Genomic DNA, 25,465 nt, shown 5'->3' with positions numbered 1-25,465 from the left:
ATTTCCGACGCCTGGGGAGGGTCCCAAGGTTCGGGCGGTGCCGCCCGGGTCCGAACCGCGGCCCGCGGCGTCCGTACCCCATCGGCTGACGAGGACTGACCATGCATCAACGTGCCAACGAAGGGCAGTGCGCCGCCGAGGAGGTGCGGCACACCACCGCGACCTCGCCGATCCGCAACCCGAAGCTCGCGCTGTTCGCGCTGGCGCTGGGCACCTTCGCGATCGGTACCGGCGAGTTCGGCAGCAACGGCATTATCCAGCTGTTCGCCGCCGACCTGGACGTGTCGATCCCGATCGCCACGTATGCGATCACCGCGTACGCGTTCGGGGTGATCGTCGGCTCGCCCGCGATCACCCTGCTCGCCGCCCGGGTCAACCGGCGTACCCTGCTGCTCGGCCTGGTCGTGCTGTTCCTGGCCGGGAACGGGCTGTCCGCGCTGGCCCCGGACATCACGCTGCTCGTCGTGTTCCGGTTCCTCGCCGGCAGCGTGCAGGGTGCGTTCTTCGGCGCCGGGGCCGTCGTCGCCGCGTACGTGTACGGCCCCGGCCGGGGTGGCAAGGCGTTCGCCACCGTGATGAGCGGGCTGACCGTCGCCACCATCGTCGGGTCGCCGCTGGGCACCTTCATCGGCCAGCACGCCGGCTGGCGCGCCATGTACTGGACGGTGGTCGCCGTCGGCCTGCTCGCCGGCGCCGCCCTCGTCGCCTGGCTGCCCCGCACCGAAGACCTGCACGGCAGGCCCTTCACCGACGAACTGGGTGCGCTGCGCCGGGGCAACGTCTGGCTGATGGTCACCGTCGCGGCACTCGGCATCTCCAGCATCTTCGCCGTGTACACGTTCATCGGCCCGTTCGTCACCGACGCCGCACGACGCGACGCATCCCTCATCCCGATCGCGCTCGCCGTCTTCGGTCTCGGCATGGCGGTCGGCAACCAGGTCGGCGGGCACATGGCCGACCGGTACGAGCACCGCGGCCTGATCTGGGGCTATGGCGGCGTTCTGGCGCTCCTTGTCCTGATCGGCGTCGCCGGCAGCAACCTGGTGGTACTGCTGCCCTGCCTGTTCGGCGTCGGCGCGACCATGATGGCCGCGATCCCCACCATTCAGGTCCGGCTGACCGGGTTCGCGCCGGACGCACCGACGCTCATGGGCGCCCTCAACCTCGCCGCCCTCAACCTCGCCAACGCCCTCGGGGCGATCGGCGGTGCGCTCACCCTCGACGCGGGCTGGGGAACCCTGTCCACCGTCTGGGCCGGCCTCGCCCTCACCACCGGCGGTCTGCTCCTGTATGCCGGAACCCTCGCCCCGGCCTACACGCTGCGGCGTGATCGGGCCGCCGCGTGAACGACGACGACGCGGCGGCGCGCGGGCCGGTCCTCGACGACGGGCCGTTCCGCCAGCTCGGGGTCTGCTCCGACGGGAGGGACCGTACTCGTCGCACATCGTCGAGTGGCGGTGGGCCGGTGACGCTGGCGCCCCGTGGGGCGGCGCACAAGCCCTGGCAGCAACTGCAGCCATCAAGACCTGTGCCGCCGCGGCGTTGCCGTGTTCAGTCGACGTCAAGTACCCATTCAGTACCGCTACCTAGATTCGGTCTCATCGCACATCAAGCCAAGGAGAGCTGTGATGCCTACCCGCGTCAATCGGCAGACCGTCGACCTGTCACCGTATCCGGACCTCGTGGTCGTGTATCTGGGCATGCGCGTCAACCGGCTCTACGGCCTGCGAACGCTGATGGGCTACGGCCCGCAGATCGGCCGGTCCGCGACCGACAAACCTGAGGGCCTGCTCCATCACGAGCCGCTGCTGTGGTCACTGTTCCCCATGCATGTCGGCATCCGCCAGTACTGGCGGGACCTGCCATCACTGCTGTCATGGGCACGCTCTGAACCGCACCGGCATTGGTGGCGTAACTTCCTGCGCGACAGCGGCGGCACCGGGTTCTGGCATGAGACGTACTTGATCCGGGGCGGAATGGAGGCGGTGTACGACGATATCCCACGACAGCAGGGTTTCGCCGCCTTCGCCCCCGTACATCCGGCGCGTGGGCCCATGTTCGGCTCGGCAGCGCGGGTCGGGCGTCCTGAGGACACCATCGCACCGGTCGTCAGCGAGGATGAGCTTTACACCCAGGGCTCCGGCCGCTGATCAGGTGTTCCATGGTCAGAGCGGGCACGTTGACTCTGGGCATGGCAATCTGGCCGCCGGGAAGCCCGGCATCGACGATTCACCATCGATCTCCCGGACGGGCTACGACGTCCCTGCTCGCCGGAACGGACTGTCCTCCGCACCTGCGGGCGCTCCACCGTGCGCGGGGGCCAGCAGCCGTGGCGAACGCTGCCCGCATCCCGTGCCGCGATCGTGCGGAGATGGTGCCTGCCGGGTGCGGGTCCTGGCCGGCAGCTACGAGACGGACGCCGGAGATTGTTCTCCCGCCGAGGAAGGCCGGCGGCCTCGGCCCGGGACGCGGCGACGCTGCCGACGCCTTCCCTGTGCCGGACGACCCACAGGTGATGCGGTTCCGCCATGCGGCTCCCTCGCGCAGGCGCGGTCGCCGGTAACCGGGACCCGGACGCGGTTGCCGGTTGCCGGGAGCAGCTCCGTTTGGACCGTTGGACGCCGGAGTCGGGGTGTTGACCGGCCGTTTTGCCGAAGATCGCGGTTTGTATCGGGCGGACCGGGGGTAGCGCTGTTCCCGACCGTCGTCGCTCCGGACCGGCGGGGGAGAGGTGTCGGGAGCGCGGGATGCCGGTGTTGGACGGGCGGTACCGCCTCGATCAGCGGATCGGGGCAGGGGGCATGTCGGAGGTCTGGCACGCCCATGACGAGGTGCTCGATCGGCCGGTCGCGGTGAAGCTCATCACCCTGCCGTACGCCGATCCGGCGGCCGGTCGGGCGATCGTGGACCAGGCCCGGACGGAGGCCCGCTCGGCGGCCCGGCTGGCTCATCCCAACATCGCCAGCGTGCACGACTTCGGCCTGGCACCCCTGCCGGATGGCCGGGCGGCGCCGTACATCGTGATGGAACTCGTGGAGGGTGAGACGCTGGCCGTGCATCTGCGGTCGGGGTCGCTGGACTGGCGGATCGCCGTGCGGGTCTGCGCGGAGGCGGGTGCCGCGCTGGCCGCGGCGCACCTGGGCGGCATCGTGCACCGGGACGTCAAGCCGGCCAACATCGTGCTTACCCCGACCGGGGTGAAGGTCCTTGACTTCGGCATCGCGGCACTGATCGGCGAGCGTGACTCGGTCGTCGGGGGCGAGGTGGTGGGCACGCCGGCGTTCGTCGCCCCGGAGCGGCTCAGCGGGGTCGGCGCCAGCCCGGCCACCGACGTGTACGCCGTCGGCGTGGTGTTATATCTCAGCCTGGTCGGGCGGTTGCCGTGGCCGGTACGCACGGAGCAGGATCGGCCGTTGTCCCACGTCTACCGGCCAGCGGATCCGCTTCCGCCGGTCGCCGGCCTGCCCGCGGACGTGGCCGAGCTGTGCCTGCGGTGCCTGAGCGTCGATCCGGCCGACCGGCCGACGAGTGTCGCCATGGCGCTGCTGCTGGCCGAGGCGGTGGAGGCGCAGGTGTACGTCCCGGTCGGCGTCCTGCCGTCACCCTCCCGTCCGCCCGCCCCGGCGTCCCGACAGCCGGTGACCGCCAATGATCCGGCGCTGGACGAGGTGACCCAGGCGGGGGCCGCTGAACCGTTCTCGCCGCCGACATACAACGGTCGGCGCGGTCCGGCCGGGGATGCGCCGGATCCCGGGTGGCCCGTGCCGGCTCCGGCACGGTCCGGTTCGCAGGCCGTGCGCCCGGGTCGGCACCGCGCCTGACGCCTGTGGGGGTGCCGAGACTCGGCCATCTCCTACGAGCTGGGCATTCCTTGAGGGCACACGGCACGTTCGAGCAATGACTTGAATACGTCGATCCATAGGGTGCTGGGGCGCAGGCCAGACCTGTGCCGTCGGGCGTCACACGCAGTCGCGCCGAACTCTTTGGTCGGTCCTCCGCCGATATCGATCGGCTTCTCAGTTCGCTGCCGCATATCCTCGTCCGGTCGAACCGACTGCGTTGTTCAGCGTTGATTGATCGACGGCCAGGTTCAGGGGCCAAACAATCCAGAATCGGATACACAGAATCTGCTGGCCGGGGGGCGCCGACCACAGTCCCTCAGGTGGAGCGCCACGGGAGAACCCACCGCTCGGTCCATCACATTGAATCGGCTTCCAACTACGAAGAGGGTGTGGGTTGCAGATGACAACCGCGAGAAGGATTTCTGGAGCTGTATTCGCTGCGGCGCTCGGCGTCGTCGCCGCCTTGGCGGTGTCCGGGCCGGCGAATGCCGCCGGCCGGCACATTGCCGACGGACGCGGCGCGGAGGAACGTTGCTACGACTTCTCCCTCGGGAACACCGACCCCGTGCTGTGTCTGTACTGGGGGACCTGGGATACGGCGATGTTCGTTACCGACGTCAGCATCCCAAACCTCGACGGTAAGCGTTTCTCGGCCTGGGATGGGGGGACGACGGGGGCCAACGAGTACGTGAAGAACAATGCCGCGACAATGAGCTGCATGGCTAGTTTGTGTACGAGCTTCTACAACGAAAACTACTCCGGCAACTACGACTACCTCTACAGGTGGCAGACCGGCGGCTTGTACTACACCTGGAACGACGGAGCGTCGGTCAGGATGTCTTGACCACCAACTTCCTCAGGTCGCGGCACCTCGAACCGATCGGTCGTCCCGGCTGATTGTCCATCATTGATTTATCGGTCACCTGAGCCGGGGGCCTGCTCCGGGCCGGACCGATTCGGCTTGCTCTCAACCCCTTACGGCAGAAGGGAGCCATAAGTGATGACACTGCGACCGCAGACTCTGTGGATACGAGTTTTAGTGACCATTTTCGGCGTCACACTCTCCGTGGCAATCCTGCCGCCCGCCGCGCCCGCGCACGCTGACCCCGCCGTCGATCCATACCCCGTATGGACCCAGCCAGTCTGCCAGTCCTTCGTTGAACAGCCTGGCGTCAAAGAGTTCCGGGACATGATCCTGAGCCGCATCGGCGGGACGAGCGGTGGTATCCATGCGTGCAGCGGCTTCGAACACGGCGAGGGTCGTGCCTGGGACTGGATGATGGACGCACCGGATCCAGCAGAGGCGGCCAAGGTACGACAGGTGCTGGACTGGCTACTGGCGACAGATGCTGCCGGCACCCCGCACGCAATGGCACGGAGACTCGGCATTGGCAACATCATTTGGAACAGGCAGAGTATCGAGCTCTGGAGCTATGATCCTGACAAGGTTTGGGAGCCCTACGGCTGTTCTGGAAACCCCACGGCGGGGAATTGCCACACCAACCACGTCCACTTCGCGTTCTCCTGGCAAGGCGCGCGGCGGCAGACCACGTGGTTCACTACCAGCCCCAAACCCCCTGCGTGGTATCCAGATCACGCAGACCACCGGGACAACACAGGCAGACTGGGCGACTTTAACGGCGACGGCAAGGATGACGTGCTGGCCGTCGACGGGTCCGGGAGCATGTACGTCTACCCCGGCAACGGCGTCGCTCTCGGCACCCCCTACTACGTCGGCAACGGCTGGCACAGCATGAGCTCCATCAACGTCGGTGACTTGAACGGCGATGGGAGAGACGACGTACTGGCCGTCGACGGGTCCGGGAGCATGTACGTCTACCCCGGCAACGGCGTCGCCCTCGGCACCCCCTACTACGTCGGCAACGGCTGGCACAGCATGAGCTCCATCAACGTCGGCGACTTGAACGGCGACGGGAGAGACGACGTACTGGCCGTCGACGGGTCCGGGAGCATGTACGTCTATCCGGGGAACGGCACTGCTCTCGGTGCGCGGTATTTCATCGGTAACGGCTGGAACGGCGTGGCGTTCGTCAACGTCGGTGACTTGAACGGCGATGGGAGAGACGACGTACTGGCCGTCGACGGGTCCGGGAGCATGTACGTCTATCCGGGGAACGGCGCTGCTCTCGGTGCGCGGTATTTCATCGGTAACGGCTGGAACGGCATGGCGTTCGTCAACTGATGCAGGATCGTATTGGCAACGGCTGAGAGGTGTTTGAGAAGGCGGCTTGCTATGGGCGAGCCTTCTCAAACACCCTGTCAGATTTTGAGGCGAATCCATGAGCGTCGAATCACCGAGCGGCAGGCTTCCCGGCCTGATCCCAGCCGCCCTCCTCCTCCTCCTGCTCATCACCAGTTGCGCTTCGGGTCCAACGGAGAACGTGGACCGGGAAGCGGACGCTGCGAACAAGGCGAGTGTTGACGAAGTCGTCCTGCCGATCGACGCGTATGAGTTCACCAACGAGCAGATCAGCCAGACGGAGCATGCCCGAGAAGTTCTGATCAGCTCGTGCATGCGGCGGTTCGGATTCCAGGTCAGCCACGCCTCCGGCCCGGCGCAGGACTCCCGGCCGGTCGAAGAACTAGCCCTCGACCTCGGCGTTCACGGCAACCAGCGCAGGTACGGTGTCGTCGATCTGGCGATTGCATCGAGATACGGCTACCACCTGAAATCCGTCGCCGGCACCGACAACCGGCGTACTCGGAGCACGAGGGATCCCGGCGCGGCGAACCCGGACGAGTTCGCCGTCCTGACCGGAGCGACGAAGGACGGCCGGGAACAACTTCGGTACAACCACCGTCCCGTCCCCACGGGCGGCTGCGTAGGCTTCGCCACCAGGGAGATCGCCGGGGACGGCGGCCTGGGCGAAGCAGACCTGGTATCTCGGATCGCCGCGGAGTCCTACGAGCGATCCCTTGTCGACCCCGAGGTTGTCGCCGGGTTCGCCAAGTGGGTGGCGTGCATGAAGGCGAAGGGCTACGACTATGCAAGTCCCCGCGACGCTGGCATTGGCTTCGACATCGACTCGATACCGGTCACACCACGGGAGACTGCGGCAGCCGAGACAGATGTGGCCTGCAAACAGCAAACCAACCTGATCGACATCTGGCATGGGTTCGAGGCAAATTACCAAAATGCTCAGATCGCACGGCACCTGCCCGAGCTACGTAAAGTCCAGTCAGCACGCGACGCTCAAATGAAACGGGTAGCCGACATCATCGCCAACCAACCCTGACGAGCGGGTACCGGATCCACGAAGTGACGCTACGTGTCGGTGGCCGGGACGGGCGGGCCGCCCGGTCGACCGAGCCGGGCCTGCACGGCGAAGGCAGCCTTCTCCGCGGCGGACGGAGAGCCAGCAGCGATCGCCTGCGCGGGCCAGCCACGCGGTTGAGTGACTTCGCGACGGTCGTCGCGGCGTACCGGACCCACCCCCGGCTGGGGGGATTCCTCCCCGGCGGGAGGGAGCACCGGTGACCGTGGGTGCGGCAGATCCGATGACCTTGGGCTGGCTACCGCCACTGGCCGCCGGAGTGGAGTCGGTCGTCGCGGCGTCGACCCGCCCGGGGGAGCCCGCGGCCACCGGCCGGCGGAGCCGACGCCGGCCGCGGTCAGTTCACCGGGCCGGCTTGTTGCTGGGTAGATAGGCTTTCGCGCACCGGGCCCTGTCCGCGCGGCAGTCCGTCCGCGTCCAGTTGCTCCCTTGCAGGTCGTACTGCACCTGGTAGTCGGCGGGACGGGCGGCGGCGGTCATCTGGAACGGTGGCCGATCCGGGGCGGGCACCAGCAGCGTGTGGTCGGCGCCGCGGTAGTGGTAGGTCATCCGCAGCCGCCAGGTGCAGTAGCACTTGTCTGTCCACGACGTCACCCGGATCACGTGTAGTTCGCCCCTGGCCAGTGCCAGGTGATGGGCGGCGAAGTACGGCGCGCCGTCCGTGCCCAGCGGCACGCCCTGCGGATCGTCGAGCCTCAGTTCCAGGAGGGTGTTGTCGATCTGGCCCTCCGCCCCGCCGCCGACGAACGTGCCGGTCAGCGGCGCGCGACGCTCGATCACCTCGGCGGCCAGGCCGGTGATCGCGACGCTGCCGGAGCGCCGACCCTCCAGGGTCAGGATCTGCTGCGAGTCGCCGACCGACACCCACTCCGGTTCGACCAGCCCGGTAACGACCAAGTCGGGCTCGGTGTGGACCGTTTCGGACGCCACGTAGAGGCCCGCAGTAGGCCCGTAGGTCTTCACGTCGACCCGCAGCGCCGGATTGTTGACGAGGTCGAGGGCGCGGTCCGCGACGTACGGGATCGCGCCCGGTACGGCGGCGGCGATCGCGGTGGTGGTCAGCAGTGCGACGAGTACCCGGGTTCCGCGGGACAGCCCGCGCCACGCCGCGCGCAGGACCGCCGTAAGGGTCGTGGACGTCGAGGTGGACGAGTCGCGTGCCGGCGGGGCGGCTGGTGTGGGTGTGGCCTTCGCCGGCTTGGCGCGCGGTCGGGGGGTTCCCGGGCTGTTCGGCGATCGGGTCCGCGCCGGGCGCCGCTTACTCATCGCCCTCGTCCGTCGACGGCGGCTCGTCGCCAGTGGTAGCCGCCGATTCCCGGGTCGTCGTGGAACTGAGCAGGGCGATGCTACAGAACAGCGCGATCATCGCCGCGATCGCGACAAAATAACCGGCGGCGGCGTGTAGCGCGGGGTTCACCCAGTTCACCACCCGGTCGCCCACCGGGTCGCCGCGCCGCAGTGCGCCGAGACCGACCAGCAGGATCGCCACCACGGCGGTCGACACCATCATCCCGATGGCCCGCAGCAAGGTCGCGGCCCGGTACGCGCCGCCCTGGGCTGCCACCAGCGTGGCCACGTACAGCAGGATGCCGGCGATCAGCCCGATCCGGTACGTCCCCTGCCACAGGTGGATGTCACGCACCGTCACCACGACGACCATGCCCTCCGACCGGCCCGTGGCGGGGAGCTGTCGATACCACGGCAGCGCGATCGAGGCCACCGCCAGCCCGAGGGCGAGCAGGGTCATCACCCAGCGCAGGGTCGTCCGCAGCACGGCGACCGCTTTGGCGAACTCCGTCGTCCGCGAGTCCTGCACCAGCGATTCGGGCAGCCGTACGGAGGCCATGGTGCCGAGGGCCAGGAGCATCGCCCCGAAGACGTACAGGATCGCACCGGCCAACGGCGTGACGCTCTGCACCGTGATCTCCACCGTCGAGCCCGCGACCTGGTCGACGATGTCGAGGGTCTGTCCGCGCACCAGGTACACGGTGATGGCCACCGTCGCGACGGCCCCGAGCACCAGGATCAGCACGGTGACCGAGCGCAGTATCGCGCCGAGCCGGCTCCGTGAGGCGAAGGCGACCCCGGCGAACATCGCCGACATCACCAGCACCGCCGCGGCGGCCGGCCCCAGCACGGGGCCGAAGTCGCTCACGTAGACGAACGTGGGCCGGCCCGGACTGCTCGAGCTGAGCCCGGCCCAGGGCAGGGTCAGCCCGACCACCGCCAGCGCGCATCCGGTGCTCGCGGCGACCAGGCCACCGATCCAGGCGCCACTGATCCCGGAGAGCGTGGCAGGCAGCATCGCGTCGCCGTCGCGGAGGTAAGCCTCCGGATCCACGAAGGTGTCGTCGCCCTCGTCGGGATCGACCAGCTCCGTCGCATTCGGACCTGCCTCCGGCACGCCCAAAGCCTAGTCATTCGCGGCCCCGACAGGGCACCCGATTACTGGTTGAACGCGGGATCGAGGTCGACCACGTCACCATCTTCCGGTGGGTGCAGCGGTCTACCCCGCTGCTGACCGACGCCGCCAGGTTCACCCGTCACGCACCGGCGACCCGGTGGTTTGTCGACGAGACCTATGTGAAGGTCAACGGCGTAGGCGGTACGTCTACCGTGCCGTCGACCAGCGTGGGCAGGTCATCGCCGTCCTCGTCTCCGCCCGCCGGGACGCCGCCGCAGCCCACCTCTTCTTCCAACGGGCACTGCGGACACTGAGAGTCTCACACGAACGGGAAGATGCCCGATCTGCGGCAACAGGCGACTGGTTCCGGCCGACGGCCGGCGTGGGGTGTCGCCGGTTGTAAGGATATGCGGTGCCGGCCTCGTCGACGGAACCCGAATCGCCCAGGAAGCCGTAGGCCTGGTCTACCTCACGGACAACGACGACTGGCTGGTCGATCTCCAGTGAACAGCGCCGCGTGCGATCAGCGTTGCAGTTGTCCAGAGTGACGCACAGCTTTCCGTCGGGCCACCAGCGGCGCAGAGTCGGCGCACACAGTGGTGATTGCCTCAACAGCCCGTTGCGGTGCGCCATCGGGCGACGTAGCATGGTGACGCATATCGAGACTCTTCTATTTGATTTCGATATGGGTAGTTCAGCGATGCGCGGACTACCCGCCCCTGAGCAACCGTGTACGCGTCAACGGCCAGCTCAAAGACTCCCCGTTTTCCCAGGTTGACGCCGCGTGTCTCATGGCACTCGCCGTCTTACCGAACCTGGCCGATCGGATCCGGCTGGCAGTTCGCCACACCATCCGCCCGGCCTCTTCGGTGACGCATGTCTGGGTCCCGCCCGCAGGCGGTGCCCGATTCGACGACGAAAGGAAGAGTCGCTATGAGCAAGGGGCGTACGCGGTGACCGCCGAATCGAATCCGCGCTGGGTGCGGCAGCCCGTGAGTTCCGACCGTCCGCTGCTGGTCCACGTGAACACCACCTCAACCGGCGGCGGGGTCGCCGAGCTGCTCCACCGGCTCATCCCGGCACAGCGCGACGACGGCACCGCAGTCGGGTGGGCCGTGGTCTCTGGCAACCCCGAGTTCTTCGCCCTGACCAAGACCCTGCACCACCTGCTGCACGGTAAGGGGGACCCCGCACCGCTGCACGGCACCGAGGCGGGGACGCTGTACCGGTCGGTGCTGCGCCCACAGGGGCACTGGCTGGCCGGGCAGCTACGGCAGGGTGACACCGTCGCCCTGCACGACCCACAGACGCTGGGGCTGGCCCCCGCGCTGGCCGCGCGCGGGATCCGAGTCTTGTGGCACTGCCACATCGGCACGACCGACGGGTCAGCCACCAAGCCGGACCACGTGTGGCGGTTTCTCGCCCCCGAATTCGACGACGTGGACGTCGTGCTGGCCACGCGAGCCGAGTTCGGTCCGCCCGGGTTCTCTCGGCGACGGCACGTCGTCACCCCGGCGATCGACCCCGACTCGCCGAAGAACCGGCCGCTGACCACCGCCGAGGTCGACGCGCTGCTTACCGGAATCGGGCTGGTCGGGATGGCGGGGGGAGACGACTCGTCCGCCACGGTCGACCAGGTCGGGCCGATGCCCCGGAACGCGCCGATGGTGTTGCAGGTGTCGCGGTGGGACCCGCTGAAGGACATGAGGGGCGTACTGCGCTGTCTGCCCGGCCTGCCGCAGGACGCCCACCTGATACTGGCAGGGCCGGATCCGCATGAGGTGACAGACGACCCGGAGGGAGCCGTCATCCTGGCGGAGGTCCGCGCCGCGTACCGCGATCTGCCCGAGACCGAACGGCGGCGGGTGCATCTGGTGACCCTGTCGATGCGGGACCCCCAGCGGAACGCCCTGCTGATCAACGCTCTGCAACGGCGGGCCGACGTGGTGCTGCAGAAAAGCCTTGAGGAGGGCTTCGGCCTGACCGTCACCGAAGCCATGCACAAGTACCGTCCGGTGGTGGCGTCGGCAGTCGGCGGCCTGGCCCTGCAGGTGGTCGACGGGGAAACCGGGTTGCTCGTCGACCCGACCGATTACGCGGGCGTGGCCGCCGCCGTACGCCGCCTGCTCGTCGACCGTGACCTTAGCCGCCGGCTCGGCTCCCAGGCGGCAGCCGAGGTGGCGCGGCGCTACCACATCTCACGACTGGTCGCGGACTACCGTCTGGTGATCGGCCAGCCGCAGACCGGAGAGGAAGTCTTCTCCTGACCACCTAGGGAAAGATCCTGCTCGGCCCTAAGTAGATCTTGACTCGGATCCGTCCTCGCCTCGAGGTCGGCGGCGTTCACGGACCGATCGAGGGCGGCCCGTTCGGTGGGATGCATCCGGCGCCCGGTGCCGGTTGTCTTTGGCCCAGCGGAGAGTCAGCTTCCGGTCCGTGGAGAGATCCCGGCTTGCGCCCCTGGCAGAGGTCAGAGACGTGCCGTTCGCTCGACATGCGCGATTCACCCGGGTGTGCGGCAAGCGCCGAATACTCGGGACCCAGTCAAGATCGTCGAGAGGATCGGGCATGTTTTTTCATACCGCACGTCGAGGGGCCTGCTCGCTGGTCGCGGCGGCCGTGGTAGCCGCCGGGCTGCTCGTCGGCGGCACCAGCGCGTACGCCGACGAGGACCCCCGGATCGAGCAGTACCGGCAGGCGCTAGCCGCGTTGAAGCCGCTGGTCCGGCAGCCGGTCTGCGACCAGGTCCCGGAGCCGGGCCGCTGGCTCGACGCCGGTGAGCCGGACGAGGGCGCCGACGACGTGATCATCTCCGCGCACCGGGGCGCTCTGACCCTGGCCCCCGAGAACACCCTGAAGTCGTACGAGTACGCCTTCGCGTACGGCGTCGACCTGGTTGAGGTCGACGTGCAGCAGACCCGGGACGGTCGGTTCGTGGCGCTGCACGACTCCACGGTGGACCGGACCACCAACGGCACCGGCAACATCGCCGACCTGACCTTCGCCGAGGTACGGGCGCTCAACGCCGCCGACTACGACCCCTGGCGCGGCGGCGAGTACGACGGCTCCCAGGTCGCCTCGCTGGACGAGATCCTCGACCTGGCCCGGCGGGTCGGCGGTGGACTCGAACTGGACATCAAGGGGTCGGTGACCGAGGAGGGCCAGCTCGCCGAGCTGGTCGGGCGGTACGGCCTCGTCGAGGAGTCCATCTTCAACTCGGCGGATCCGCGGATCCTGGTGGCCGAGCCGGGTGCGCGACTCATCTACAACCGAGACCTCTGGGAGCCGGGCTTCCTGATCTACGAGATCGGGCAGGTGTTCAAGGTCTACGGCTCGCGGTTGGATGAGTACTCGCCCGAGTCGGTGGCGGCGGCGCACGACGCGTGCGCCGTGGTCATGCCGCACGCGTACGACGCCGGGCCCGACCAGGAGGTCGCCCAGTTCCAGCTCGCCCGGTCGATTGGCGCCGACGGCGTGCAGACCAATCAGCCCGCGCTCATCGTGGGGGCGGCAGGGGAGGCGGTGGACTCCCGAATCGTCGTACGCCGGGACCGGACGGGTGATCGGGTGTGCCTGGTCAACGCCGACAACGGACTCGGGTTTCCGGGCAAGTCGGTGCACCTGGCGAAGGGCCGGGGCTCGAAGTCGCTCGACCTGGTCACCGGCAACGCCGGCTGCGTGACCGCGCCGGGCCGGAACTGGCGGGGCGCGTCGGTGTCGTTCGCCGGGGACGACGCCGTACACGGGTCTGCCGGACGGCTGCACTGAGCCGGGCCGGGGCCGGGGTCCGACGGCGCGCTGCCGTTGCCAGGACCCCGGCCCGGGTCCGTCCGACGGGCGAGCCGCTGGTGGAGTTCGCTGAGACCGACCTCGGCTCGGGGCTGAGCGTCGCCATCGTCCCAAGCCCGAACTGCTTCGTGGCGCGCTCGGGCCGCAACGCGCGCGAGGAGTGCATCGACCACCTCGTCATCTACGGCGAACGGCGGGCCAGGACAGCGCCGACCGGAATACGTCCGACGCTTCAATAATCACCGGTCACACCAAGGCAAGAGGCAGCTGCCACCCAACCTCGCCCCGGACGTCGCTTGAACGGATCTCCGAAGTCGCAGGTCAGCATTTGGCAGCCAGTCTTGGCACCAACAGGCGCGCCGGTTTCGATAACCCCGTGGCCGTCAGCGAGGACGGTGCGGGTGGGTGATCACCAGTACTGGCCGCGGCGATTTCTCGATCAGTGCCAACGGCAGGCTGCCGAGCAGACGTTCTGCTACCGCGGGTCGGGTGCTGGACCCCACCACGATCAGATCGGCCTGCTGTTGGTCGGCGAAGTCCAGGATCTGTTGCAGGGGACGGCCGGACAGTACCGTTTGGCTCGCCTCGATCCCGACTGCGGCCAACCTCTGAACCGCTGCTGAAGCGGCCTGTTGCGCCCGCTCGGCGAAGACGCTGCGGGGCGCCGCCGCCAGGCGCTCGAGCTCCACCTCGTCGACGGCGACCACGGCGACCGACCCGCCGCTCTGCCGGACCAGATCCGCGACGGCGTCGGTGATCCACGGTTGATCGGCCTCAGGTTTGGCGCCTAGCACGATGTGCATGTCGTCCTCCGTTGCGTACGGCAGTGGCTCCTGCCCTGCTGATGGCGCCGGCGTTGATGCTGCGCCACACCGTGCGCCCGAACAAGACTGCTCTCGTACCGCGCCTGTGCGGTGGATCGAATACGGTGTGCTCTGCACATCGATGATGTTTACCACGCTTCGCGCCGAGTCATCACCTCGGAGGCGAACGTCGAGGGGAGAGCCTGTGGCGGACGCAGGGGCACCTGAGGGAACCATCGAGCGCGGCGAGCCGACTCTCAAACGGGTGATCGGCCCCGGCCTGCTACTGCTGTTCGTGGTCGGAGACATTCTCGGTACCGGGGTCTACGCGCTCACTGGCAAGGTCGCCGCCGAAGTGGGCGGAGCGGTGTGGCTACCGTTCCTGGTGGCCTTCCTGGTGGCGGTGCTGACCGCCTTCAGCTACCTGGAACTGGTGACGAAGTATCCGCGGGCGGCGGGTGCGGCGCTGTACACACACAAGGCCTTCGGTATCCACTTCCTGACCTTCATGGTTACCTTCGCGGTGATGTGTTCGGGCCTCACCTCAGCGTCGAGTGCGTCGAAGGCGTTCGCCAGCAACTTCGCCGAGGCGTTCGACCTATCGATCGGCGAGGGCGTCGGGCTTACCGCGGTGGCGGTCGCCTTCATGACGCTCATCGCTCTGGTCAACTTCCGGGGCGTGTCCGAGAGTGTCAAGCTGAATGTGCTGCTGACCTGCGTTGAGCTGACCGGTCTGCTCATCGTCATCTTCATCGGGGCTTGGGCGCTGGGCGGCGGCGACGGCGACATGTCCCGTCTGCTGGAGTTCGAATCACCGCCGGGCGAAAACGCGTTTTTCTCGGTCACCGCGGCCACCGCGCTGGCGTTCTTCGCGATGGTCGGCTTCGAGGACTCGGTGAACATGGCCGAGGAAACCAAGGAGCCGGTGCGAATCTTTCCGAAGGTCATGCTGGCCGGGCTCTGCATCACCGGACTGGTCTACGTACTGGTGTCGATCTCGTCGGTCGCCCTGGTCTCCCCGCAGGACCTCAGCGAGGGCGACGCGCCGCTGCTGAAGGTCGTCGCAGCTGGAGCGCCGGCATTTCCCATCACCATCTTCGCCTTCATCACCATGTTCGCCGTGGCGAACTCTGCCTTGATCAACATGCTGATGGCCAGCCGGTTGCTCTACGGCATGGCCAACGAGGGCGTGCTGCCACGAATCCTCGGACGGGTTCACCCCACCAGGCGCACCCCCTGGGTCGGCATCGTCTTCACCACCCTGATCGCTTTCGGGTTGATCTGGTTCGCCGACCTGACCGCGCTGGGCGGCACGACGTCGTTGCTCCTGCTCAGTGTCTTCACTGTCGTGAACATCGCCGTACTGGTACTGCGCCGCGACCCCGTGGACCACACCCACTTCCGGGCCCCCACCGCCATCCCCGTGATCGGTGCGATCGCATGCGCGTATCTTGCCAGCCCGCTGTCCGGCCGGGCGAGCGACGACTACAGGGTGGCTGCCGTGCTGCTCGTCATCGGGGTGGTCCTCTGGGCCGCCACCTATGTGGTTAACCGGTTCATCCTGCGTCACGACACCACTCCCGGCCCCGAGCCACAGTAACGATCCGCTGCGCGATTGGTTGAATCTTTGACCTGCGTATGCGGCTCGGTCACTGCATGCCGGGCGTGGTTCTGTCCGCCCGGCAAGCGGTTGATGAACCTCGGCGACCGGCAGTTGCACAGCTGTCTGGCCCACCGATTACGGCCGGCGTCTCGGTCAGGATCCTCGCTGCGAACGAGCCGATCGACTCAAGTCACACGTTGTCGAGCATGAACGCCCGCATAAGCTTGGCGCATTCTTCCGCGTGCGTCTCCATCAGGAAGTGTCCGCCGTCGTAGATGTGCGCGTCCATGCGCTCGAGAGCGTGGTGGTAGGCGAGGACCTCGTCGACGTCGAAGTACGGGTCACGTCGTCCCCACAGCACGAGCGCCGGCGGCTGGTGAGTCCGGTGGTACGCGGCGAGTTCGTCGAAGCGGGCAACGTGGTTACCGTAGTCGCTGAACAGCGCGAACTGCGCGTCGATGTTGCCGGGTCGGCTCATCCGCTCCCAGTCGAGGTGCCACGATTCAGGAGGGTGCAGCGCGCGCAGGTAGTCGGGCAGCCCGGCGAGGTACTGGTCGCGGGTGCCGGCGAAATTCAACCAGTCCGGCAGTTCGGCACGCCTGTCGTCGGTGGGGTTGGCCCAGTACGCCTTCGCGCTGTCCCACTGCTCGCCGAGGCCGTCCTCGTGCGCGTTGCCATTCTGCACGATAAGGCCGCGGATGCGGTTCGGGGCACGGGTGACCAGGTGGTATCCCACCGGCGCACCGAAGTCGTGCAGGTAGACAAAGAACCGCTCGACCCCAAGCTGGTCGAGTAGATTCTCGATCGTCCGCGAGAGGTTCTCGAAGGTGTAGTCGTATTTGTCGATGGTCGGCGACGAGGACATGCCGAAGCCGGGAAGATCGGGCGCGATCACGTACGCGATGTCGGCCAGTGTGGGCATGACCTCGCGGAATGTGTGCGACGAGCTCGGGAACCCGTGCAGCAGCAGCACGGTCGGCTGACCAGGGCGGCCGGCCTCGCGGAAGAACACCTCCAGACCGTTGACGTCGGCCTGTCGATGGCGGACCTTCTGAATCGCCTGCATCGCGTCCTCCTCCTACCGCCGACCGCGCTCCATGGACGGGTTCTCCTCTTCGCCACGTAGCTCCTGACGAATTCGTCGGGCGGGGTACCCACGCCCCAGATCACTCATCAGCTCATCGTGCCAAACCCGAACCTATGCCGCCCGACTCGCCTCAACCCCACGACGGCGAGGTGGTGGCGTTCGCGGCGCATCTCGGTGAGGGCCGCGAGCACCCGCTTACTGCTCGGGACCTTCTTCACCTCGCGGGTGAGCTCGCCGATCGTGGTGCAGGCGTCACCGTCCGGTCGGAGCAGTACGTGGCGCGGGTGCACGAAGCCGGCGCAGAAACGGTGGTCGACGGAGGTGATCTACGCGAGCAGGATGCGTTGCCGGAGGAGCGCGAACCGGTGCGGCCGTACATCTGCCTTTTCAGGAATTTGACCTTGGCGTCGGCGTCCTCGATCGAGCCGTTGCCGTAAGGCCGACTCAGGCCGGCGCGGTGCCGTTCGGGCTGACCAGTGGGTCAGGTATAGGCGGCGCGGTGGTCGGCACAGAGGTAGAGGCTGGTGCCTTCGGGGGTGGGGGTGTAGGAGAGACCGCCCCAGTGGCGGCGCGGGTCGAGGTCGAGGAGGAGGGCGAGGACTTCGCGGAACTCGGCGTCGTTGGACGCCCTGCGTGCGGGAGTGGCCGGGGTAGCGAGGTCAGGGGCGTCCTGGGCATCCAGGTAGCCGAGATGGTCCGGGAGATACTGCTCGAGGAGCTTGCGGGTTTCCCGGATGTCCTTCTCGAGTTGGGCGTCGATCTCGTGGGCGGCCATGCTGAGTACCGAGCCGGCGTAGGGCAGCGCGGCGCGGAGACCCTTGAGCGTGCGCTGGATGTACGGGGCGGCCTTGCTGAGCCACTCGGCGAGCTCGGTGATCTCATAGCAGCCCGCGTCATCTGGAAGCGGGTGCCACACGCCCGGCTCCTCGCAGTACAGGCGCAGCTTGTAGGTGGTCTTGACGAAGCGGCGGCGCGACGGCACCAGGGTGAAGACGCTCGGGCAGTGGTCCTGCGCGAGCGCCCGCACGAGCGACTGGGTCCGCTGGAGCTGGACCTGGTTTTCGCGGGCGTAGGTGAGGAGCGTGGAGAGCGTCCCGGACGGGCGTAGCGGTGGATTGATGCCGAGCAGCATGGCCTGGATGTCGACCATCGGGTCGGTGCCCGGTCCGGCCTCGTCGCACTCGATCTCGGTGCGGCCGGCTTCGAGCCGCTGGCTGAGCCTGGCGTAGTCGAACAGCTTCGGGCACGCGGCACCGCCGTGACCGGGGCACGGCACCTGGCGGGTGACGTCCAGGCCGGGATAGCGGGCCAGCGTCACGTGCAGACCGTCGTCCAGGACGCCGAAGAACGTCGCCGGCAGCGGCCCGCGCACGGCCAGGTCGACTGTCGAACGCGCCTGGTCCGCGGTGAGCAGCCCGACGTGACGCCCGTCCGGATGGCGCAGCAGAGCGCCGTAGCGCCAGCGGTGAGCCGTCGCGAACCTGTGCTCCCGGGCCAGGAACCAGCCGGGGATCCCAGGCGGCAGCACCGACAGTTGGTACCGGATCCGGATTTCCGGGTCCGAGTCGTGGGCGTCCCACGCTCGCTGGTAGGCGGCCGCCCGTTGGGGCAGCCGGCCGACGATCAGCGCGACGTCCCGGCCCTCCCGGATCCGGTAGGACAGGTCGAACCGCTGCATCATCGCCAGCAGGAACTCCCGCTCGGCCCGGCCCAGCCCGGGCCAGGCCCGCTGGAGCGCCGTGGGCGTGACGAGCCCGGCGTGCGCCGCGACCTCGGGATGGTCGAGGAGGGCGGCGATCTGCGTGTTGAGCAGCTCAGGGCGGAGCACGACGGTGTCGGTGAGCTCCGGTACGTCAGCGAAATGCAGGATCTGCCCGCGATGGTGCAGCGCTTGCACCAGCACGTCCTGCTCGCCCTCGTCTCCGACCCCCGCCTCGGCCAGGAGCCGCCGCAGCCGCGGAACATCAACATAGGGCAAGGCGTGACCGGCCAGGGCGGTGGCCGCCTTGGCCCAGGAAGCGGGCCAGTCCATCCCCATGAGCGGCAGCCGCGAGGCGTGCTCGGCGACGGCCTCGCGCAGCGCGGGCACGCCCTCCCGGGTCGGGCACTCTACCGGGAAGACCCCGACGAGCTGCGGATACGCCGCCCGCAGCCCGTCCAGGTCGATGTCGAGCGGACGGCCGGTGCTGTGCGTGGCGACCAGCAGGATCGGCGCCGACGGAGCCCGGGCTGTCGTCACGTCCAGCCAGTAGCGCAGTCGTGCCGGCCCCTCGCCGACGCGGCTGTTCCATACCAGCAGGAACAGCGACCGGTCGGTGAGGAAGAACTGGTGGGTCGCGTGGTAGATGTCCTGGCCGCCGAAATCCCACAGCGAAAGCGCCATGCTGACGCCTGACTCCTGCGGGTGGGGGAGGGCGAGGTCGGTGACGCGCAGGCCGTGGGTGCTGGGCTCGGCCGGGTCGTGCGGCAGGCCCGACAGCGCCTTGGCCACGGACGTCTTGCCCGCCGCACCCTCACCCACGACCATCACCTTGCCGGCCCACTGCCGGGTGCTGCCCTGGCTGCTGGCACGCAGAAACGTCAAGACCGCCCGCTCGCCCGCCTCGACGACCTCCGGCGGCGGGTTGACCAGCGGATTTCCCTCGATGCGCAGCGTGCGCAGCGACGGGAGACGGCCCAGAAAGTCCGGCAGGTGGGTGAGCTTGTTGTCCGCGACGTCCAGATGGACGAGCTTGGTGAGCTTGCCCACCTCCGCCGGCAGGCTGGTCAGCTGGTTTCCGCGCAGGTTGAGATGTGTCAGCTCGGTGAGCCGGCCGATCTGCGCCGGCAGCCCGGTGAGGTTGTGCCGGGAGACGTCCAGATGGGTGAGCTTGGTGAGCGCGCAGACCTCCACGGGCAGCGCTCTCAGCCCGCGGGCCTGTGCCGAGAACGCGACAGGGATGAAATCCCTGAACCGGCCGGGAGTCCGCTTGAGAACCCAACGCCCGGCACGCCTCTGCGGCAGCGCATTGACCCGCCTGGGCGGCCGGGACCACCCAAACTCGTCGGCTCGGCCGATGTCGAGGTAGGTGAGGTTGACGAGCTTTTTGATTTCCTTGGGTACATAGGACGGCGTATTGCCGCCGAGGTCCAGGTGAGTGAGGTTGACCAGGCGGCACAAGGGCTCGGGAAAGCGTTCGAGCCGGTAACCCCGGACGCTCAGGTAGGTGAGGCCGGTCAGCTCGCCGATGGCATCCGGGAGCCTCGTGAAGGGGTTGTAGTCGAGGCTCAGCTCATTCAGTTGCCGCAGGCCCGCGAGCTGCTCCGGAAAGTCGGTCAGCCAGTTGGAGTTGAGGTTCAGCACCCGCAGCTGCTGGAGCTGGTAGATCTCGGGCGGCAGTGCCTCCAGCATGAGGTCGGCGAGATCCAGGACATTGCCGCCCGCGCGGCGCGCGGCCTTGATCCGCCGGATCGCCCACAGCTCCACCAACTCCATGCCAGCTGCTCCCTTCCCCAGAGACGATGGCCGACGCTACACGCCCAAGGGAAGGGCCAAATGCGGCATCCAGTCATCGTTTCCGATACGTCGCGGCCGGCACCATCTACTGGACGACACAGTGACTGATCGTTGTTTGGCAGATGCGGACCGTTATGGCGTCTGCGGCGGCTGGCCCTTCTCCGCGATATGGTGAGTACGGGTCTGGCCAGGCGCAACGGGCGTCACGGATTCGTCCGGCGCGATCCGGCCAGCTCAGCCGCTGTCGTCAGTGCATAGTCAGGTCGGGCACCATCGTAGTTAACGCAATGTTGATCAACTGGGCAGAGGCTGTCGGGGCGAACCGACCCGTACCATCCATGGGAGCCCGACACATGCGTGACAGCGCTCGATTGCTCCGGCCCAATCCGATGCTCCGGCGTGGCCGACCCGCCCTGGTCGCCGCAGTGATCGTCGGCATGCTGCTGGCCACTGGGGCGGTGGCCTCGCCGGCCGCTGCCCGGCCGGGTGCGCCGGTCCCGGTGCAACTGTTGTCCATCACCGACCTGCACGGCTACTTCGGCGACTACACCACGACCGTGCCCGGGGCGCGGGCCGGCGAGCCGGCCCGTCAGGTCGGCGGCGGCGCCTACCTGACGGCACACCTCAAGCAGCGCCAGGCCGGCCAGCCGAACTCGATCCTCTTCTCCGCCGGGGACGACTTCAGCGGTTGGCCGAACGAGACCGGGTGGTTCTGGAACGAGCCGACCATCGAATACCTGAACTCGATCGGGCTGGACTTCTCCACGGTCGGCAATCACGAAATGGACCGGGGCTACGAGTTCCTCCGGCACATGGACGACGGCACCTGCCGGTGGCGGCCCGACAACGACATCTGCTTCACCGACTCCACCGGCCAGCGGTTCCACGGCGCGGACTACGACTACTACTCCGGCAGCCTGGTGGACGACCGCAGCGGCAAGCCAAAGCTGCCGCCGTACCACGTGGAGTACGTCAGCGACGGACGCGGCGGTCGGCTGCCGGTCGGCTTCGTGCACGCCACCACCAAACTGATGTCCGAGGAGCAGATGTCCTACACCCCAAAGGGGTTCGACTTCCTCGACGAGGCCGACACCGTCAACAAGTACGCGGCGGTGCTGCGTCGGCAGGGCGTGCGGGCCATCGTGGCGGTCATCCACGAGGGCTTCTCCCAGCAGTCCGGTGCCGGGTACGACGAGTGTGTGAACCCGTTCGGCCCAATGGTCGACGCAAACGCCCGGATCACCCCGGACGTCGACGCGATCGTCACCGGGCACTGGCACGCCCTGGTGAACTGCATGCTCCCCGACCCGGCCGGCAACCCGCGCCCGGTAGTGGAGGCGGCCAACCACGGCCGGCTGTTCAACGAGATCAACCTCCAGCTCGACCCGCGTACCGGCGAGGTGCTGCGGGACCGGACGACCTCGGTCAACCACGCCAATACCCAGGATGTGACCCCGGACCCCGAGACCCTGCGGATCGCCGACTACTGGCGGGGGGAGCTGGCGAAGCGGTCGAACCTGCCGGTCGCGCGGGTGACCGCCGACCTGACCCGGGCCCCGGGCGACAGCGCCGAGTCGACCATGTACAACGTCGCCGCCGACGCGTTCCTCTGGGCCGCGAACCGGGACGGCAAGGCCGACCTGGCGGTCGCGATGCCCGGCATCCTGCGCCGGGACGTCCGGTACGCCGCCGACCCGGCCAACCCGGCCGACGCCCCGGGCCGGGTGCTCTTCTCCGAGCTCGCGCTGGGCACCGTCTACGACAGCGGCATCGGGGTCGGGCTGGTCCGGGGCGACGTGACCGGTGCCCAGCTCGACCAGCTGCTGGAGAGTCAGTGGCAGCAGGCGGCGGACGGCACGGTGACGTACCGGCAAATGGCGGTGTCGGGCAACGTCCGGTACCGCTACGACCTGTCCAGGCCGGTCGGCGACCGGGTGGACGCTGGCAGCGTGCGGATCGGTGGGAAGCCGCTCAGGCTCAATTCGACGTACCGGATCGCGACCCTGGCGAACAACTTCTTTGCCAAGAACGCCACACCCGGCTTCACCGCGCTGTTCGAGGCGCGCAAGCAGGACCGAAGCCTGTACAACGGCGGTGACGCCCTGTGGCGCTACCTGGAGAAGGTGTCCCCGGTCCGCCCGCCCGCACTGGACCGGGCGACCCCGGCGCCGCTCCGCTGAGGCGGGTCGGCGACGACGAACCGGCCCGGGTGCGGGCGGCCAGGTATCGCCCGCACCCGGGCTCAAACTTCGACACGTACCGATACCCAACACGGACCGCACCTTTCGGCGCTGTCTCCTCGGGCGACGCAGGAGGCCGGCTAGGAAGTGTGACGACTTCGGCTGGTAGTGACGCCCACGGTTGGCGGCAGAAGAGGATGCCCAAGTTCCCGATGCTGCGCGACCAGCAGCCGAGCGGCGAGATCCCCTTGATCCATCCTGAGGTGCCGGTGAACATGACCGCATGAGTCGATACTTCAAGGCTGGCGACCTGTCCGGCGAGCGACCAGAACGCGAAGCGACGTATCCTCCGTCCGTGGGACTGCGGTTCGAGACACGCCGGTCCGACTCGGTGTGGGTCGACACCGTGTGGACATGCACGAGCGAACAGGTCACTGAGATGACGTCCGTCGCGGGGGTGCGTTGGGGCCTGGTGTTCTGGGAGCAGGCTGGCCGGGCGTACGCGGGCATCACCGGTCCCGAGACCCGGACCGGCACGGCGCCGGTGACGGAGGGCGCGACCTTCACGGGCATCGAGTTCGCCGTGGGTACCTCGTTGCGGGCCGTGCCCACGCCGGCGCTGGTCGACGGCGGCATCGGGCTCCCCGACACCACGCGCCGGACGTTCCGGCTGGACGGCGCGCGCTGGGAGACGCCCGGCCCCGACGACGCCGAGGCCCTGGTCGAGAGTCTCGTCCGGGCCGGGATCGTGGTCCGTGACCTGCTCGTCGCCGAGGTGCTGCGGGGTCACCGCCCGGCCGTCTCGGAGCGCACGGTCGAACGCCGGTTCCGCGCCGCGACCGGACTGACGCGGGGCGGGGTCCGGCAGATCGAGCGGGCCCGCAGGGCGGCGGAGCTGCTGGCTGCCGGGGACCAGGGCGCCGACGTCGTTGCCAAGCTCGACTACTTCGACGAGCCGCACCTGGCCCGAGCACTGCGTACCTACGTCGGACGCACCGTCAGGCAGCTTCGCGAGGGCGTCGGCGGCGCGATCGCCCTGGACCTGGATCAGCGCTTGACGTCGTAGACCAGCTTCAGGATCCCGTTCGAGTAGCTCTCCGACTCCCGCAGCGCCAGCATGTGCTTGTCTCGGTCGGCCCGGCCGAACAGGCTGTTTCCGGAACCGAGCAGCACGGGGAAGACGAGCAGGTTGTACTGGTCGATCAGGCCCGCGTCCGACAGCCGCCGGGCCAGCTCCGCGCTTCCGTGGATGAAAATCGCGCCGCCCTCGCCCTCCTTGAGCGCGGCGACGTCCTCGGTCGAGCGCAGGATCGTCGTCGGCCCCCACCCGTTGACGAGGGCATCGTCAGCCAGCGTGGTCGACACCACATACTTGGGCAGCTCCTTGTAGCCGGCGTGGTCCTCCGAGCCGGGCCAGACCGGCGCGAACGTCTCGTAGCTGCGACGGCCGAACATCAGCGCCGTCGTGTCGGTGAGCTCCTCGCCCTTCAGCGACCAGGCTTCTGGGACGAACTCGAGGTCGTTGACCACCCAACCGGCGCTGCGGTGTTGCTCCCCCGGCCCGCCGCCGGGCGAGTCCACGACGCCATCGAGCGACATGAAACCGGTGTAGACCAGGTCCCGCATTGTGCTGTCTCCTCATTTTCGGGCAAGTTGCTGGACTCACGCTAGATCGCGGCCGTGGCGGCCGTCTTGGACGGAAACGACAACAGGTCCAAAACGCGTACGGAACACCGCCGCGACCGGCCCGCCCTTTGGCCACGTCCGTAGCCCCGCATCGCTACTCCCCGCCAGGTCGGCGCGCTCCGCGTCGCTGCGGACCGCCGCCACCGGGCCCGGACCCGCAGCATGATCAAGTCCACTCATCTGCGTACGTCCAACGCCTCGAGCGACGGTGCACGGAGAATCTCTCGTTGCTTCGGCGTGGATGCGGTGACCGGCTCGAAGTCCCCGCCGAACCGGACGTCGGCGTAGGTCCGGTCGAGTCGTGCGCCGGCGTCCGACCTCACCGACCGGCTGCCCGGGATCTTCGAGGACCTTGACCTCCGTCGGTCTGGAAGACGAGCTTCAGGAGATGGCCCGCTCGATGCGGCAGAACGGCACTCGTAGCCGTCGGGCTCGTGCCGCCTCACAGCCGGGATCTCAGCACGGCGACCTCGGGGAACTCGTCCGGCGAGCCGTAGCCGTGCTCGGCCAGCCAGCGGACGTTAGTCAGGCATCGCAACGACCACCATGCGTGGATGAGGTCGCGGTCGACGTCGGTGCCGTAGCCGGCGACGACGTCGCCAAGGTGCTCCTTGTGGCCGAGCGTGAGGGTGGCGAGGTCGAAGAGCGCGTCGCCCTGGGACGCCTCGGACCAGTCGAGGAGGCCGGTGACCTCGTCACCGGCGACGAAGACGTGGTCGACCTGCAGGTCGCCGTGGATGAACACCGGTGTCCACGGCCGGAGCGCGGTCTCGGCGAGCCGGCGGTTGCGTGTGACCACGTCAGCGGGAAGGACGTCGTTGGCGACGAGCCACTCGCACTCGCCCGCGAGGCGCGATGCGAGCTCGTCGAGGCTCCGACCGGGCCATGGCGGCAGCGGCGCGTCGTGCAGCGTCCGGGCGGCGGCGCCCGCCGCGGCCCACGCCGCGGGCGACGCGGTCGATGGCTCGCCGAGGTGGCCGAGTGCCGTGCCTGGGAGGGCGGCGAGCGCGAGCGCGGGCGGCTTCCGCCACAGGATCTCCGGGGTCGGGATCGGTGCCATAGCCATCGCCTCGACCTCGAGGTCGGTGCGGGTCGGATCAGCGTCGATCTTCAGGAACACGTCGCCGACGCGCAGGGTCGCACGCTCGTTGTGGGCGATGACGACCTCGACCTTGTCCACGTCGGCCATTGTCGCGGGGATGATCACCAACGTCACCTGGTTTATCGCGTGCGACTGCGCGGTTGACGGCGTCCCGCTGCCCGGCGGCCCCGTGCACGC

General features: G+C 68.4%; 20 protein-coding genes and 2 pseudogenes. 13 read left to right on the top strand and 9 right to left on the bottom strand.

From position 1 onward, the window contains the following. Nucleotides 1-101: 101 nt before the first annotated feature. The 6 genes from ACFP2T_RS35130 to ACFP2T_RS35105 all read left to right on the top strand — a co-directional run bounded on the left by ACFP2T_RS35130 (nucleotide 102) and on the right by ACFP2T_RS35105 (nucleotide 7,099). The gene (locus ACFP2T_RS35130) at nucleotides 102-1,346 is read left to right on the top strand and encodes an MFS transporter (RefSeq protein WP_377429517.1); all 1,245 of its coding nucleotides are present in this window, start codon (nucleotides 102-104) and stop codon (nucleotides 1,344-1,346) included. A 282-nt stretch (nucleotides 1,347-1,628) separates the two neighbouring features. Beyond that, nucleotides 1,629-2,150 carry a monooxygenase family protein gene (locus ACFP2T_RS35125; protein ID WP_377429515.1) on the top strand — a complete coding sequence of 174 codons (522 nt, stop codon included), beginning with the start codon at nucleotides 1,629-1,631 and terminating at the stop codon, nucleotides 2,148-2,150. Between the two features lie 597 nt (nucleotides 2,151-2,747). Then, nucleotides 2,748-3,821: a serine/threonine-protein kinase gene (locus tag ACFP2T_RS35120; protein WP_377429513.1), complete on the top strand. Its 1,074-nt coding sequence runs from the start codon at nucleotides 2,748-2,750 to the stop codon at nucleotides 3,819-3,821. A gap of 421 nt (nucleotides 3,822-4,242) precedes the next feature. Next, nucleotides 4,243-4,686, top strand: a complete 444-nt coding sequence (locus ACFP2T_RS35115; RefSeq protein WP_377429511.1) for a hypothetical protein — start codon at nucleotides 4,243-4,245, stop codon at nucleotides 4,684-4,686. Nucleotides 4,687-4,881: 195 nt separating this feature from the next. Further along, nucleotides 4,882-6,045 carry an FG-GAP repeat domain-containing protein gene (locus ACFP2T_RS35110; protein ID WP_377429509.1) on the top strand — a complete coding sequence of 388 codons (1,164 nt, stop codon included), beginning with the start codon at nucleotides 4,882-4,884 and terminating at the stop codon, nucleotides 6,043-6,045. Nucleotides 6,046-6,142: 97 nt separating this feature from the next. Continuing rightward, nucleotides 6,143-7,099 (top strand): hypothetical protein, encoded by a 957-nt coding sequence (locus tag ACFP2T_RS35105; RefSeq protein ID WP_377429507.1) that lies wholly within the window; start codon nucleotides 6,143-6,145, stop codon nucleotides 7,097-7,099. A gap of 381 nt (nucleotides 7,100-7,480) precedes the next feature. On the opposite strand, the gene ACFP2T_RS35100 is transcribed toward ACFP2T_RS35105, so the two are convergent. Both ACFP2T_RS35100 and ACFP2T_RS35095 read right to left on the bottom strand, forming a co-directional pair. Continuing rightward, the gene (locus ACFP2T_RS35100; RefSeq protein WP_377429505.1) at nucleotides 7,481-8,404 is read right to left on the bottom strand and encodes a hypothetical protein; all 924 of its coding nucleotides are present in this window, start codon (nucleotides 8,402-8,404) and stop codon (nucleotides 7,481-7,483) included. Beyond that, complete coding sequence (locus ACFP2T_RS35095; RefSeq protein WP_377429503.1) at nucleotides 8,397-9,542, bottom strand: hypothetical protein; 1,146 nt, start codon at nucleotides 9,540-9,542, stop codon at nucleotides 8,397-8,399. The genes ACFP2T_RS35100 and ACFP2T_RS35095 overlap by 8 nt, the downstream gene beginning before the upstream one ends. A gap of 26 nt (nucleotides 9,543-9,568) precedes the next feature. On the opposite strand from ACFP2T_RS35095, the pseudogene ACFP2T_RS35090 reads away from it, so the two are divergent. The 4 genes and pseudogenes from ACFP2T_RS35090 to ACFP2T_RS35075 form a co-directional block, all read left to right on the top strand. Next, nucleotides 9,569-9,846, top strand: a pseudogene (locus ACFP2T_RS35090) (DDE-type integrase/transposase/recombinase); the annotation flags it as partial. Between the two features lie 688 nt (nucleotides 9,847-10,534). Next, nucleotides 10,535-11,809 carry a glycosyltransferase gene (locus tag ACFP2T_RS35085; RefSeq protein ID WP_377429501.1) on the top strand — a complete coding sequence of 425 codons (1,275 nt, stop codon included), beginning with the start codon at nucleotides 10,535-10,537 and terminating at the stop codon, nucleotides 11,807-11,809. A 301-nt stretch (nucleotides 11,810-12,110) separates the two neighbouring features. Then, nucleotides 12,111-13,310 (top strand): glycerophosphodiester phosphodiesterase, encoded by a 1,200-nt coding sequence (locus tag ACFP2T_RS35080; RefSeq protein WP_377429499.1) that lies wholly within the window; start codon nucleotides 12,111-12,113, stop codon nucleotides 13,308-13,310. A gap of 80 nt (nucleotides 13,311-13,390) precedes the next feature. Further along, nucleotides 13,391-13,570: a hypothetical protein gene (locus ACFP2T_RS35075; RefSeq protein ID WP_377429497.1), complete on the top strand. Its 180-nt coding sequence runs from the start codon at nucleotides 13,391-13,393 to the stop codon at nucleotides 13,568-13,570. 144 nt (nucleotides 13,571-13,714) lie between these two features. On the opposite strand, the gene ACFP2T_RS35070 is transcribed toward ACFP2T_RS35075, so the two are convergent. Then, on the bottom strand, nucleotides 13,715-14,290 hold the full coding sequence (locus tag ACFP2T_RS35070) for a universal stress protein (protein WP_377429495.1): 576 nt from the start codon (nucleotides 14,288-14,290) through the stop codon (nucleotides 13,715-13,717). A gap of 49 nt (nucleotides 14,291-14,339) precedes the next feature. Between ACFP2T_RS35070 and ACFP2T_RS35065 the strand changes: the two genes are divergently transcribed. Continuing rightward, nucleotides 14,340-15,734 (top strand): APC family permease, encoded by a 1,395-nt coding sequence (locus tag ACFP2T_RS35065; protein ID WP_377429493.1) that lies wholly within the window; start codon nucleotides 14,340-14,342, stop codon nucleotides 15,732-15,734. A 193-nt stretch (nucleotides 15,735-15,927) separates the two neighbouring features. Here ACFP2T_RS35065 and ACFP2T_RS35060 read toward each other — a convergent pair whose 3' ends face one another. The 3 genes and pseudogenes from ACFP2T_RS35060 to ACFP2T_RS35050 form a co-directional block, all read right to left on the bottom strand. After that, nucleotides 15,928-16,803: an alpha/beta fold hydrolase gene (locus ACFP2T_RS35060; protein ID WP_377429491.1), complete on the bottom strand. Its 876-nt coding sequence runs from the start codon at nucleotides 16,801-16,803 to the stop codon at nucleotides 15,928-15,930. Between the two features lie 158 nt (nucleotides 16,804-16,961). After that, nucleotides 16,962-17,135: pseudogene (locus ACFP2T_RS35055) on the bottom strand (CBS domain-containing protein); the annotation flags it as partial. Between the two features lie 170 nt (nucleotides 17,136-17,305). Further along, the gene (locus ACFP2T_RS35050; RefSeq protein WP_377429490.1) at nucleotides 17,306-20,299 is read right to left on the bottom strand and encodes a leucine-rich repeat domain-containing protein; all 2,994 of its coding nucleotides are present in this window, start codon (nucleotides 20,297-20,299) and stop codon (nucleotides 17,306-17,308) included. Between the two features lie 374 nt (nucleotides 20,300-20,673). Here ACFP2T_RS35050 and ACFP2T_RS35045 point away from each other — a divergent pair, with 374 nt between their 5' ends. Beyond that, nucleotides 20,674-22,500 (top strand): bifunctional metallophosphatase/5'-nucleotidase, encoded by a 1,827-nt coding sequence (locus tag ACFP2T_RS35045; protein WP_377429488.1) that lies wholly within the window; start codon nucleotides 20,674-20,676, stop codon nucleotides 22,498-22,500. 355 nt (nucleotides 22,501-22,855) lie between these two features. Continuing rightward, nucleotides 22,856-23,566 (top strand): helix-turn-helix domain-containing protein, encoded by a 711-nt coding sequence (locus ACFP2T_RS35040; RefSeq protein WP_377429487.1) that lies wholly within the window; start codon nucleotides 22,856-22,858, stop codon nucleotides 23,564-23,566. On the opposite strand, the gene ACFP2T_RS35035 is transcribed toward ACFP2T_RS35040, so the two are convergent. From ACFP2T_RS35035 to ACFP2T_RS35025, 3 genes are all read right to left on the bottom strand, one after another. Next, the gene (locus ACFP2T_RS35035; protein ID WP_377429485.1) at nucleotides 23,548-24,126 is read right to left on the bottom strand and encodes a dihydrofolate reductase family protein; all 579 of its coding nucleotides are present in this window, start codon (nucleotides 24,124-24,126) and stop codon (nucleotides 23,548-23,550) included. The two genes, ACFP2T_RS35040 and ACFP2T_RS35035, sit on opposite strands and share 19 nt — an antisense overlap. Before the next feature lie 236 nt (nucleotides 24,127-24,362). Beyond that, on the bottom strand, nucleotides 24,363-24,509 hold the full coding sequence (locus tag ACFP2T_RS35030; protein ID WP_377429483.1) for a hypothetical protein: 147 nt from the start codon (nucleotides 24,507-24,509) through the stop codon (nucleotides 24,363-24,365). Between the two features lie 119 nt (nucleotides 24,510-24,628). Further along, a complete protein-coding gene (locus ACFP2T_RS35025; RefSeq protein WP_377429481.1) occupies nucleotides 24,629-25,393 on the bottom strand; it encodes a phosphotransferase family protein in 765 nt (254 codons plus the stop codon). Nucleotides 25,394-25,465 lie beyond the last annotated feature (72 nt).

Origin of the sequence: Plantactinospora solaniradicis, assembly GCF_042658085.1 — a bacterium.
GTDB lineage: Bacteria > Actinomycetota > Actinomycetes > Mycobacteriales > Micromonosporaceae > Plantactinospora > Plantactinospora solaniradicis.
The sequence above is the reverse complement of the archived record's forward strand: the minus strand, read 5'-3'. Positions and strand labels throughout refer to the sequence as shown.